At 31.2% G+C, this 13,433-nt stretch carries 10 protein-coding genes; 9 read left to right on the top strand and 1 reads right to left on the bottom strand.

Translation table 11 applies throughout. From position 1 onward, the window contains the following. The first annotated feature begins 117 nt into the window (after nt 1-117). From sucC to lpdA, 5 genes are read left to right on the top strand one after another with little or no spacing between them, the layout of a single operon-like run. Entirely contained in the window at nt 118-1,278 is a 1,161-nt protein-coding gene (gene sucC / locus AC8IGH_RS01055; RefSeq protein ID WP_507418861.1) for an ADP-forming succinate--CoA ligase subunit beta, read from the top strand. A 1-nt stretch (nt 1,279) separates the two neighbouring features. Then, nucleotides 1,280-2,155, top strand: a complete 876-nt coding sequence (gene sucD, locus AC8IGH_RS01050) for a succinate--CoA ligase subunit alpha (protein ID WP_507418860.1) — start codon at nt 1,280-1,282, stop codon at nt 2,153-2,155. Between the two features lie 26 nt (nt 2,156-2,181). Then, on the top strand, nt 2,182-5,124 hold the full coding sequence (locus tag AC8IGH_RS01045) for a 2-oxoglutarate dehydrogenase E1 component (protein WP_507418859.1): 2,943 nt from the start codon (nt 2,182-2,184) through the stop codon (nt 5,122-5,124). Nucleotides 5,125-5,128: 4 nt separating this feature from the next. Further along, nucleotides 5,129-6,304: a 2-oxoglutarate dehydrogenase complex dihydrolipoyllysine-residue succinyltransferase gene (gene odhB / locus AC8IGH_RS01040; RefSeq protein ID WP_507418858.1), complete on the top strand. Its 1,176-nt coding sequence runs from the start codon at nt 5,129-5,131 to the stop codon at nt 6,302-6,304. A 3-nt stretch (nt 6,305-6,307) separates the two neighbouring features. Continuing rightward, on the top strand, nt 6,308-7,705 hold the full coding sequence (lpdA, locus tag AC8IGH_RS01035; RefSeq protein ID WP_507418857.1) for a dihydrolipoyl dehydrogenase: 1,398 nt from the start codon (nt 6,308-6,310) through the stop codon (nt 7,703-7,705). Nucleotides 7,706-7,707: 2 nt separating this feature from the next. Here the strand turns inward: lpdA and fsa are convergent, their stop codons facing one another. Beyond that, a complete protein-coding gene (gene fsa, locus AC8IGH_RS01030) occupies nt 7,708-8,361 on the bottom strand; it encodes a fructose-6-phosphate aldolase (RefSeq protein ID WP_507418856.1) in 654 nt (217 codons plus the stop codon). A 55-nt stretch (nt 8,362-8,416) separates the two neighbouring features. Here fsa and priA point away from each other — a divergent pair, with 55 nt between their 5' ends. The 4 genes from priA to AC8IGH_RS01010 all read left to right on the top strand — a co-directional run bounded on the left by priA (nt 8,417) and on the right by AC8IGH_RS01010 (nt 13,427). Beyond that, nucleotides 8,417-10,387 carry a replication restart helicase PriA gene (gene priA / locus AC8IGH_RS01025; protein WP_507418855.1) on the top strand — a complete coding sequence of 657 codons (1,971 nt, stop codon included), beginning with the start codon at nt 8,417-8,419 and terminating at the stop codon, nt 10,385-10,387. A gap of 87 nt (nt 10,388-10,474) precedes the next feature. Further along, a complete protein-coding gene (gene atpH, locus AC8IGH_RS01020; RefSeq protein WP_507418854.1) occupies nt 10,475-11,005 on the top strand; it encodes an ATP synthase F1 subunit delta in 531 nt (176 codons plus the stop codon). 2 nt (nt 11,006-11,007) lie between these two features. Continuing rightward, the gene (atpA, locus tag AC8IGH_RS01015) at nt 11,008-12,543 is read left to right on the top strand and encodes a F0F1 ATP synthase subunit alpha (protein WP_507418853.1); all 1,536 of its coding nucleotides are present in this window, start codon (nt 11,008-11,010) and stop codon (nt 12,541-12,543) included. Next, complete coding sequence (locus AC8IGH_RS01010) at nt 12,543-13,427, top strand: F0F1 ATP synthase subunit gamma (RefSeq protein ID WP_507418852.1); 885 nt, start codon at nt 12,543-12,545, stop codon at nt 13,425-13,427. Before atpA ends, AC8IGH_RS01010 begins: the two co-directional genes overlap by 1 nt. Nucleotides 13,428-13,433 lie beyond the last annotated feature (6 nt).

Below are 13,433 nucleotides of genomic sequence, written 5' to 3'. Positions count from 1 at the left end.
GAAAAAGATATGTTTCTAAAATCTGTTGATTCAGTTAAAAAATTAACTCAAGATCTTTTCAAACTCGATCCTGAAGTTGCAAAAATAAAAACTGTTAAGCCAAAGTATTAGTCCTTCATGAATATACATGAGCATCAAGCAAAGAATTTGTTAAAAAAATTTGGCGCTCCCGTTTCAAAGGGAGTTGTTATTTTTAACTTAAATGAAATTGATGAAAAAATAAAACAGCTAAATAGTAAAATGTACGTAGTAAAGGCTCAAATCCATGCTGGTGGCAGAGGAAAAGCCGGAGGAGTAAAGTTAGTTAAAAATATCGATGAATTAAAGCAAAAATGTAAAGATTTACTTGGAAAAGTTCTAGTTACACATCAAACGGGGCCTCAAGGACGGGAAGTAAAAAGAATTTACATAGAAGAAGCATCGGATATTAAAAGAGAATTTTATTTATCATGTCTAGTCGATAGAGCTTCTTCTAAGATTGCATTTATTTCTAGTGCCGAAGGAGGAATGGATATTGAAGAAGTTGCAGATAAAACTCCTGAAAAAATTATTACAACTCGTGTTTCATTATCAGCAAAATTAAGAGACGAAGATTTAGAGTCTATTGTGAAACCCTTTAACTTGAATGGTGATCAAAAAAACCAGGCAAAAAAAATTGCTCAGGCTTTATATGACACTTTAGTTAATACAGATGGTAGTTTAATTGAAATCAATCCTTTAATTCTTACAACAGAAGATCAAATTAAATGTCTAGATGCAAAAATAAGTTTTGATGACAACGCTATTTTTAGACATCCAGAAATTAAAGAACTTAGAGATTTGAATGAAGAGGATCCAATGGAAATAGAAGCTAGCAAACATGAATTAGCTTACATAAAATTAGATGGAAAAATTGGTTGCATGGTTAACGGTGCAGGTCTTGCAATGGCAACAATGGATATCATAAAACTTTATGGTTCAGAGCCAGCAAATTTCTTAGATGTGGGAGGTGGCGCTACAAAAGAAAAAGTATCTGCTGCTTTTAAAATTATATTATCAGATAAAAATGTTGAAGGGATTTTAATAAATATTTTTGGTGGAATTATGCGTTGCGATATTATTGCCCAAGGTGTGGTTGAGGCTGCAAAAGAGGTTGATCTTAAAATTCCTCTTGTAGTAAGACTGGCAGGAACAAAAGTTAATGAAGGTAAAGAAATCTTAAATAAATCTGGATTAACGATTATATCTGCTGACAATTTATCTGACGCAGCAAAGAAAATTGTAGAGGCAACATCTTAATATGTCTGTTTTAGTAAATAAAAAAACAAAAGTGATTTGTCAGGGTTTTACAGGCAAACATGGAACTTTCCATTCTGAACAAGCTCTCGCATACGGAACAAATTTAGTTGGAGGAATTACTCCTAAAAAAGGAGGGCAAACTCATTTAGGTCTACCAATTTTTAATACAGTTGCGGAAGCAGTAGATAAAGTAAAGCCTGATGCAACGATGATTTATGTTCCAGCTCCTTATGCAGCAGCAGCTATAATTGAAGCATTAGATAGCGAAATAGCTTTGATCGTTTGTATTACCGAAGGCATTCCAGTTTTAGATATGGTTAAAGTTAAAGAAAAATTAATTAGATCCAAAAGCAGATTAATTGGACCTAATTGTCCAGGAATTATTACCCCTGAAGAATGTAAAATTGGGATTATGCCAGGGCACATTCATAAAAAAGGATCTGTTGGAATTGTATCTAGATCAGGAACACTAACATATGAAGCAGTTGCCCAAACTACTGCTCTTGGATTGGGTCAATCAACATGTATCGGAATTGGCGGAGATCCAATTAATGGAACTAATTTTATAGATTGTTTAGATTTATTTTTAAAAGATGATGAAACTAAATCAATTATTATGATTGGAGAAATTGGTGGAAGCGCAGAAGAAGAGGCCGCTGAATTTATTAAATCCTCAAAAACGAAAAAGCCAGTAGTTGGATTTATTGCCGGTGTTACAGCCCCTCCAGGAAGAAGAATGGGTCATGCTGGAGCTATTATTTCTGGTGGAAAAGGTCTTGCTAAAGATAAAATTGAAACAATGAAGTCTTGCGGCATAACAGTTGCAAATTCTCCAGCAGATATTGGTAAAACTTTATTTGACAAACTTAAGACTTAGTATTTTACTAAGAATAAAAAAATTGCATGTCGACACAAGAAAATAATATTATTTTTCAAAAAACATCTTTTTTATCGGGTACCAATTCTTCTTATATTGAAAAGCTTTATGCTAAATATGTAGAAAACCCTGCATCTATCCCAGATAGTTGGAGACAATTTTTTGATGGCTTAGGTGATCAAAAAAATAATATTATAAAAAATCAAGGTCCTAGTTGGGCTCCTTCAAATATTAAATATATTTCCAATGGAGATTTAGATGTTTATGAAAAATATCTTCCTAAAGATTTAAATGGGGATTTAATAAAAGAAAAAATAATAGAAAAAAATAAAACCTTACCAAATAATGAAAAAGTTGATGTAGAACGATCAACAATCGATTCTATTAGAGCAATTATGATGATCAGAGCATATAGGATTAGAGGTCATTTAATTGCTGATTTAGATCCACTTCAATTACAAGAAAAAAATTATCACCCCGAGCTTAATCCAGAGACTTATGGTTTTAAAAAAGAAGATAGGAATAGAAAAATATTTTTAGATAAAGTTCTTGGGTTTGAATATGCAACCGTTAATGAAATATTAGAAGTTTTATTAATAACTTATTGTTCAAAAATCGGCATAGAATATATGCATATGTCTGATCCAGAAGAGAAGCAATGGATTCAAGAAAGAATTGAAGGAAAAAGTAAAGAAGCAAAATTTACTATTCAAGGAAAAAAAGCAATTTTTAAGAAATTAGTGGAGGCAGAAGGATTTGAAACTTATTGTCATACTAAGTTTGTTGGAACAAAAAGATTTGGTTTAGATGGTTGTGAATCTTTAATTCCTGCACTTGAACAAATAATTAAAGTTGGAGGAAGTTTAGGAGTAAAAGAGATCAAGATTGGAATGCCTCATAGAGGTAGATTGAATATCCTTGCAAACGTTATTCAAAAGCCTTTTAAAAAAATATTTAAAGAATTTTCTGGAGATCCAGGTCTTGATGCAGCAGGTGTTTCAGGAGATGTTAAATATCATTTAGGAGCATCTGCAGATAGAGAATTTGATGGCAATAATGTTCATGTAAGTTTAACAGCCAACCCTTCTCACCTTGAAGCTGTAAATCCTGTTGTATTAGGACAAACGAGAGCGAAGCAATTTTTTCATAACGATCCAGAAAGAGTAAAAGTAGTACCTATTCTTTTACATGGTGATGCAGCATTTGCAGGACAAGGAATAGTCGCAGAATGTTTTGCAATGTCTGGTTTAAAAGGACACAATACTGGAGGAACAATTCATCTTATAGTTAATAATCAAATTGGATTTACTACCAGCCCTTCTTTTGCAAGATCTTCACCTTACCCATCCGAAGTAGCTAAAATGGTTCAGGCTCCAATATTTCACGTTAACGGAGATGACCCTGAATCTGTTGTTTATTGTGCAAGAATTGCAACAGAATACAGGCAAAAATTTAAAAGGGACGTTGTTATAGATATTATTTGTTATCGAAGATTTGGTCACAATGAGGGAGATGAGCCTTCTTTTACACAGCCCTTAATGTATAAAAAAATTAAAACTCATGCATCAAGCCTAACTATCTATGGAAATCAACTTATCCAAGAAGGAGTTCTAAGAAATGAAGAGTTTCAAGAAGAAAAAGATAATTTTAAAAAATTTTTAGATACAGAATTTGAAACATCAAAAACCTATATTTCAAATCAAATAGATTGGTTCACAGGAAGTTGGTCTAAATTTACAACTGAATTTGGATCGGATCGAAGAGGCGTGACAGGTGTTGATATAGATTTAATTCATGAAGCAGGAAAAAAAATCTGTAAACTTCCAGAAAATTTAAATTTTCATTCAACAATAAAAAGACTTTTTGAAGCAAAGAAAAAAATGTTTGAAACCGGAAAAGGCTTTGACTGGGCTACAGCTGAGAGTTTAGCGTTTGCTACATTATTATTAGAAGGTTACCCTGTAAGATTTGTAGGGCAAGATTCATCAAGAGGAACATTTAGTCAAAGACATGCTAGTGTACTCGATCAAGAAACTGGAGAAAAATATTATCCTTTAAAAAATCTTACTCCAAAACAAGCTCAATTTGAAATTATTGATAGTTTTTTATCAGAATTTGGAGTTTTAGGATTTGAATATGGATATTCATTATCTTCACCAGAAACTTTAGTTTTATGGGAGGCTCAGTTTGGGGATTTTGCTAATGGAGCTCAAATTATAATTGATCAGTTTATTACTTCTGGAGAAAAGAAGTGGACACGAGCGAGTGGTTTAGTGATGCTTCTTCCACATGGATATGAGGGACAAGGTCCAGAACATTCCTCTGCCAGAATTGAAAGATATCTTCAATCTTGTGCTCAAGAAAATCTACAAGTTGTTAATTGTACTACACCTGCAAACTACTTTCATTTGTTGAGAAGGCAAATTCATAGAACATTTAGAAAACCACTTATAGTGTTTTCTCCGAAATCTTTATTAAGGCATAAAAAATGCGTTTCTGAAATTGAGGATTTTTTACCAGAAAATTCTTTTCATAGAATATTGCCAGATCACGCAGACTTCCCAGAGTATAATTTAATTAAATTAGTGAAAGATGAAGAAATCAAACGTGTAGTTCTTTGTTCTGGAAAGGTTTATTTTGACATTTCTGAGAAAAGAGAAACGTTAAGAAATCCTAAAGTTCAATTATTAAGAGTTGAACAACTATACCCATTCCCAGTAAAAAAATTAGCGAGTTTCTTAAAACGATTTAAAAATGCTGATGAATTTATTTGGTGCCAAGAAGAACCAGAAAATATGGGGGCGTGGAGTTTCGTAGAGAAATATATTAATTGGACGTTAGAATTAATTGGCGCCAAGTCTAAAAAAGTGCAGTATGTTGGCAGAAAACCTTCAGCTTCAACGGCTACCGGATACTTAAAAAAACATGTACAACAGCAAGACGAAATAATATCAAAAGTACTTTTATAAAATAATGGCAAAAGATTTAGTAGTACCTACACTTGGAGAGTCAGTAACAGAAGCTACAGTTTCAAAATGGCTTAAACAAGTTGGGGATTCGGTAAAAGCAGATGAGCCAGTTGTTGAATTGGAAACAGATAAAGTTAGTGTTTCGGTGCCTTCTCCTGAGTCAGGTATTTTATCTGAAATTAAAATTCAAGCAGGCACAACAGTTAAAGTTGGAGCAGTTTTAGGATCTGTTGGAGCAGGAACAGCAAATGTAGAAAAAAAAGAACCAGTTAAAGCTCCTGATCCAGTAAAACCAAAAATCGTAGAGACCCCAACAACTAAAAAAGAAATATTATCACCTGCAGTAAAAAGAATTGTAGAAGAAAAAAAAATTGATATCAGAACAATTAGCGGATCAGGAAGAGATGGAAGAATTTTAAAAGGGGATTTATTAGAATCCATGGGTTTACCTTCTGCTCCTTCATCAGCAAGAGCTACAAAAGGTGATGAAGAAAGAGTCAAAATGACTCGATTAAGAGCAACAATCGCTAAAAGATTAAAAGAAGCTCAAAATAATGCAGCTATGCTTACGACATTTAATGAAATTGATATGTCGAGAATTATTGAAATGAGAGCTGAATATAAAGATGGCTTCCAAAAAAGATATGGAGTCAAATTGGGCTTTATGTCTTTCTTTGTAAGATCTTGTGTTGAAGCTTTAAAAGCTTTTCCAATTATTAATGCAGAAATTCAACAAGATGAAATTGTTTATAAAAATTACTATAATATTGGTGTTGCTGTTGGAACGGAAAAAGGATTGGTCGTACCAGTAGTTAGAGATGCAGATGAATTATCTTTTGCAGATATTGAAAAGCAAATAATTGCTTTAGGTGAAAAAGCAAAAACTGGACAATTGTCTATTGAGGAACTACAGGGTGGAACTTTTACGATTACCAATGGCGGGATTTATGGATCAATGTTATCTACGCCGATCCTAAATCCTCCACAATCAGGAGTGTTGGGCATGCATAATATTGTTCAGCGAGCGGTAGTTGTTGAAGGGAAAATTGAGGTTAGACCGATAATGTATCTGGCCTTATCTTATGATCATAGAATTATTGATGGTAAAGATGCTGTATCCTTTTTAGTTAGAGTTAAAGAATATTTAGAAGATCCAAGAAGGCTTTTTTTAAATTTATAATTCATGGAAGAATTTGATTTTTTAGTTATAGGAGGTGGCCCAGGAGGATATGTTGCAGCAATTAGAGCCGCCCAACTAGGCTTAAAAACTGCGTGCGTTGAGTCTAGAGGAACCTTAGGCGGCACTTGTCTTAATGTTGGATGTATACCTTCTAAAGCTTTATTACATTCATCAGATCTTTATAGAAAAGCAAAATCAGAATTTAAAAATATAGGGATTAACATCAATGAGCCATCCTTAGATCTTGCAAAAATGATGAGTCATAAAGCAAAAGGTGTAGAAGGACTTACCAAAGGAATAGAGTTCTTATTTAAAAAAAATAAAGTTACTTACATTAAAGGCTTTGCATCTTTTAAAGATAAAAATACAATTTTAGTTACTGACCAGAGCAATAATCAAAAAGATTATAAATTTAAAAATGTCATTATAGCAACTGGTTCTGTTCCAATTTCTCTTCCAAATATAGAAATTGATGAAAAAATAATAGTATCCTCAACGGGTGCGTTAAATTTAACTTCTGTTCCTAAAAAACTTGTAGTTATTGGAGCAGGTTACATTGGACTCGAAATGGGCTCTGTTTGGCTAAGATTAGGATCGGAGGTTCAGGTAGTGGAATTTCTAGATTACATTACTCCAGGAATGGATAGAGAAGTATCGGATGCTTTTTTAAAAATATTACAAAAACAAGGAATGCAATTTAATTTATCAACAAAAGTAGTTAATGTTAAAAAAAATAAAAATGGTGCAATAGTTACAGTTGAGAAGAATGGTGCCAAGAGCGACATTGATTGTGATATCGTTTTAATGTCAGTTGGAAGAAAGCCTAATACTACCGGATTAAATCTTGATAAGATTGGAGTTAAGCTAGATTCAAAAGGAAGAGTTGAGACAGATCATAAATTTAAAACTAATCTAGATAACGTATATGCAATTGGAGATGTCATTGTTGGTCCAATGCTAGCTCATAAAGCTGAAGAGGAAGGTATCGCAGTTGCAGAGTTATTAAGCGGAAGATTTGGCCATGTAAATTATGATGTTATTCCTGGAGTGGTATATACTTCTCCAGAAGTTGCATCTGTTGGCAAAACAGAGGAACAACTAAAAGAGCAAAAAATATCTTACAAAATTGGTAAATTTCCTTTTGCAGCTAATGCGAGAGCGAAAGTTAATGATGAAGGTGATGGATTTGTAAAGATTTTATCTGATGAAAAAACAGATAGAGTTTTAGGTGTGCATATGATCGGTCCAGATGTTGGTAATATGATTGCAGAAATGGCCTTAGCCATGGAATTTGGCGCTAGCGCAGAAGATATAGCAAGAACATGTCACGCACATCCTACTTTGGCGGAAGCAATTAAAGAGGCTGCGTTAGCAGTTGATAAGAGAGCAATTCACTTTTAAAATTAAATTTTCATTCCTGATTTTTTCCAATCAGCTGTAAAAATATCAATACCTTTGTCTGTAAGGTGATGTTTGTGAAGTTCTTTAAAGATTTTAACAGGAACCGTTGCAACATCAGAACCAATAGCTGCTACTGCGTTAAAATGTTCAACAGATCTAATAGATGCTGATAATATTTTTGTTTTTATATTTTTATAATTGTTAAAAATTTTTTTAATATCTTCTATAAGTTGGATACCATTTTCGCCAATATCATCTAATCTACCAATAAAAGGCGAAATATAAGTTGCGCCAGCTTTTGCAGCTAGTAGTGCCTGAGATGTAGAAAAACATAAAGTAACATTTACTTTAATTTTTTTCGCAGAAAGTATGCTGCAAGCTTGTAAACCATTCCAAGTTAATGGAACTTTAATTACAATATTTTTTGCAATTTTTCTTAAAACTTCTGCTTCTTTTAACATAGTAGGAACATCAGGAGATGTTACCTCAGCACTTACTGGCCCTTTTACCTCGCTACAGATTTCTTTTAATAAAATTTTAAAATCAGTATTTGCACTTGCAAGAAGAGAGGGGTTTGTTGTTATGCCATCTACTAAATTAGCTTTGTTTAATCCTCTAATTTCTTTAATATCTGATGAGTCTAGAAAAATTTCCATGGATTTAGATTATAAAATTTATAGTAAGAAATAAACAGTTAATAAAATTTTTTTAATGACCTTTGATGTATTACTGCCATTAAAATTTGATCATCCTTTTACATATAACGTTCCAAAAGATATTAATGTAAAGGTTGGGGACTTTGTTTTGGTTCCTTTTCAGAATAAAGATATTATTGGGGTTGTTTGGGAAAAAACTAGTTCCATTAAGAAATCTATTAAGATTAGAGATATCAAAAAGAAATTTAGCTTTGTTTCTTTATCCAAAGATACTTTAACTTTTTTAGAAAAATTTTCTCGATATAACTTAGTTGATTTAGGAATTGTTTTAAAATTATTTATTTTTAAAAAAGCTTTTAAAGAAATATCAAAAAAGAAAAAATCAGAAGATTTTTCTGAAAAGCACTCATTAAAAAAAAATATTAATTTTGATGAGAGTCAAAAAAAAGCTATTAAAATTTTAGATGAAAAAATATTTTTTGATAGATTTTCAACTGTATTATTGCATGGAATTACAGGTTCAGGAAAAACATTAATATATTTTAAAAAAATTCAAGATTTTTTAGAAAAAGGATATCAGGTTTTAGTTTTGCTTCCAGAAATAGCATTAACAAATCAAATTAAAGAAAGATTTAAAGAGTATTTTGGAAACTACCCTGCTTTATGGCATTCCGATATTTCAGAAAAAAATAAAAGATTAATTTGGAATGGAATCGCAAGCCATAAAATTAATTTAGTTTTAGGAGCAAGATCATCTCTGTTTTTACCTTTTAAGAAGCTGGGCTTGATTATTATAGATGAGGAACATGATCAGTCTTACAAACAAGAAGATCAAGTAATTTATAATGCTAGAGATATGGCTGTATTAATGGCCTCTATAAAAAAAATATCAGTTATTTTGGTTTCGGCAACACCATCTCTTGAAACTTACTATAATACTATCAATAAAAAATTTTCTTATATTAATTTAGATAAAAGATATGGCGACGCACAATTGCCAGAGGTAAAATTTGTCGATTTAAAAAAAAATCCTTCTGTTAAATCTAAATTTATCTCACCTTCTATTGTTCCAGAACTTAAAAAGATTTTAGAAAAAGGAAACCAGATATTATTTTTTTTAAATAGAAGAGGATACTCAACATTTGTCATATGTTCAAAATGTGGATATCGTTTTAATTGTCCCAATTGTTCTGTTTCATTAATTTATCATAAGGAAAATAATAAATTAATTTGTCACTATTGTAATTATGAGGCTTCACTTGATAGAAATTGTAAAGATGGAAATAACTGTAAATTTTCTTTCTATGGTTTAGGCGTTGAGAAAATATTTGAAGAAGTTAAAGAAATTTTTCCTGATAAAAGAATTGAGTTATTTTCAAGTGATTTTATTCATAATGATGATAATACAAAAAAGATTTTTCGGAATATTCAAGATGGAAAAATTAATATAATCGTAGGAACGCAGTTAATCTCTAAGGGTTTTCATTTTCCAAAATTAAATTGCATTGTTGTTGTTAATTCAGATGTAAACTTTTTAGGAAATGATATTCGCAGTTCAGAAAAGACATATCAATTAATGAATCAGCTCAGTGGTAGAGCAGGAAGAGAGGTTAAAAATTCAACGGTATATTTACAAACTTTTGAACCAGAAAACCAAACATTAAAATCAATATGTGATCAGAATATTTTAGCTTTTTATGAAAATGAAATTAGTTCTAGAGAGAGATATAATCTGCCCCCATTCACTAAACTTATTGCTTTTATTGTTTCAGGAAAAAATAGATTTGATGTAGACGAGTGCGCAAGAGTTTTAAAAAATAAAATTCCAAAAATGAAAGATACTTTACTGTTAGGTCCTGTGAGCGCCTCTATTTCGCTTATAAAGGGAAAATATAGGTCCAGGTTATTATTAAAATATCCTCAAGATGCATTTCCACAAAAAATTTTAAAAAATTGGTTAAAAACTATTAAAATTAAAAAAAATATTTCACTAACTTTAGATGTTGATCCAATAAATTTTAAATAATCTAAAAAAGTACAAAATATCACACTTGATTAGTCTAATTTTGCATGTTACGAGACCTTTTTTCTTTTAAGTTAACAGTAAAAATCTATGAAAACTTTTAGCGAAACCCAAAGATATGCTAAAGCAGTATATAGAATAGCTCACGAAGCTAAAAATTTAGATGCGCTAGAAAAAGATTTTTTAAAATTAAAAGAGATATTAAACCAAAGTTCAGATCTAAAAAATTTTATAAAAAATCCTACACATAAATACTCAGTTATTAATAATGTTATTGATGCTTTAACTAAGAGTTTTTCTTTTTCAGATTTATTTTCAAGATTTTTAAAAGTTTTAAATAAAAATAGAAGATTTTTCTTTTTAGAAAAAATAGTTAATAATTTTTTTGATTTATTATCAAATGAAAGAGGAGAGATTTTAGCGACAATTAAATTATCCCACTCAATTTCTGACAATGAAAAAGCTGATATAGTAAAAAAATTAGATGATATTTTAAAAAAGAAAATTAATATTTCTTTTTCAGTAGATCCTTCTTTAATGGTCGGTTCAATTCTTCAAATTGGAAGTACAATGATTGATACTTCAGCTAAAACAAGATTAAATAGTTTACTAAATAAATAAAAATGAAAATTAATCCTTCTGAAATTACTAATATTCTTAAAGACCAAATAAAAAACTTTGGAACTGAAGTTGAGGTTTCAGAAGTTGGTCAAGTTTTGACAGTAGGAGATGGTATAGCCAGAGTTTATGGATTAGATAATGTGCAAGCTGGCGAAATGGTTCAGTTCTCTGAAGGCACAAAAGGCATGGCATTAAACCTTGAAACTGAAAATGTTGGAGTCGTTATTTTTGGTGATGACTCAAAAATTAAAGAAGGCGACATAGTAAAAAGAACAGGGTCAATTGTTGACATAGCAGTAGGAAAATCTTTGTTAGGTAGAGTGGTTGATGGATTAGGCAATCCAATAGATGGAAAAGGTCCAATTGATAAGAATGCAGAAAGAAAAAGAGTTGAGATTAAAGCCCCAGGAATTATTCCAAGAAAATCAGTGAATGAGCCAATGCAAACAGGACTAAAAGCTATTGATAGCTTAATTCCTGTCGGAAGAGGACAAAGAGAATTAATTATTGGTGACAGACAAACTGGCAAAACAGCAATTGCTATTGATACAATTATTAACCAAAAAGAGATTAATAAATCCAATGATGAGAGTAAAAAACTTTATTGTATTTATGTTGCTATTGGACAAAAAAGATCGAGTGTTGCTCAAATCGTAAAAACGTTAGAAGAAGCTGGAGCAATGGAATATACAATTGTTGTTGCTGCGACAGCATCTGATCCAGCGCCACTACAATTTTTAGCTCCATATACAGGATGTACAATGGGAGAATATTTCAGAGATAATGGAATGCATGCTCTTATTGTTTATGATGATTTATCTAAGCAAGCTGTCGCTTATAGACAAATGTCATTGCTTTTACGTAGACCTCCAGGACGAGAAGCCTTTCCAGGGGACGTATTTTACCTTCACAGTAGATTGCTTGAAAGAGCAGCAAAATTGAATGATAAATATGGTGGAGGATCTCTCACTGCCTTACCAATTATTGAAACACAAGCCAGCGACGTTTCTGCGTACATTCCAACTAACGTTATTTCTATTACAGATGGACAAATATTCTTAGAAACTGAACTCTTTTATAAAGGAGTGAGACCCGCTGTTAACGTCGGTATATCAGTTTCTAGGGTTGGATCTTCAGCTCAAATTAAAGCAATGAAACAAGTTTCAGGTTCAATCAAACTTGAACTTGCTCAGTACCGAGAAATGGCTGCTTTTGCACAGTTTGGATCAGATTTAGACCTTGCTACGCAAAAATTATTAAATCGTGGATCAAAATTAACTGAACTATTAAAACAAGATCAATATTCTCCTTTAAAAGTAGAGGAACAAGTTGTTTCAATCTTCTCAGGAGTTAAAGGTTTTTTAGATGATATTGAACTTAACCAAATCAAATCATTTGAGAAAAAACTTTTATCAAAAATTAAATCTGAAGCGCCTGATATTTTAAATAGTATTAAATCTTCAGGAAAAATTGATGAGGCTAATGAAGAAAAGTTAAAAACATTTATTGGTGAATTTAAGAAAGGTTTTAAAAGTTAATGGCTAGTTTAAAATTTTTAAGAAATAGAATTAGTAGCGTTAAATCTACTCAAAAAATAACAAAAGCTATGAAAATGGTTGCCGCTGCTAAACTTAGAAAAGCTCAGCAAAATGCTGAGAATGCAAGACCATATTCTGAGAAATTAAATTCTATAATATCAAATTTAAAAAATTCAGTAACAGACATGGATTCTGCTCCAAAATTATTAGTAGGAAATCAAAAAAGTGAAACTCACCTTTGTGTTGTTTTGAGTTCTGATAGAGGATTATGTGGAGGTTTTAATACAAATATATGTAGAAAAGCAAAATTATTTTTTGAAAAAGTTCTAGCAGAAGGAAAGAATTTAAAAATTATAGTTGTTGGTAGTAAAGCTAATGATCAGTTAAAGAGAAAGTATAATCAATTTATTATTGATAGAATATCCTTAAAAGATGAAAAAGTTGTATCTTTTGCAAAAGCGCAAGAAATTACAGATAAAATTTTAAATTTATTTACTAGAAATGAATTTGATATTTGTACTTTATTTTATAACCAATTTAAGAGCGTTATTTCTCAGATTCCTCAAGCACAGCAATTAATTCCAGTTTCAATTGAACAAAAGTCAAATCAACAGTCTTTATCTGGCGGTAGTGAGTATGAATATGAACCAGATGAAAATGATATTTTAGAAAATCTTTTACCAAAAAATATTGCAACCCAAATTTATACTGCTTTCTTAGAGAATTTAGCTAGTGAACAAGGGTCAAGAATGACGGCAATGGACAATGCAACTAGAAATGCTGGAGATTTGATTGCAAAACTTACAATTAATTACAATAGAACTAGACAAGCAGTTATCACCAAAGAATTAATAGAAATTATTTCTGGAGCTGAATCTTTATAGGAGAAT

Source organism: Candidatus Allofontibacter sp. (assembly GCF_038145245.1).
Lineage (GTDB): Bacteria > Pseudomonadota > Alphaproteobacteria > Pelagibacterales > Pelagibacteraceae > Fontibacterium.
The sequence above is the reverse complement of the archived record's forward strand: the minus strand, read 5'-3'. Positions and strand labels throughout refer to the sequence as shown.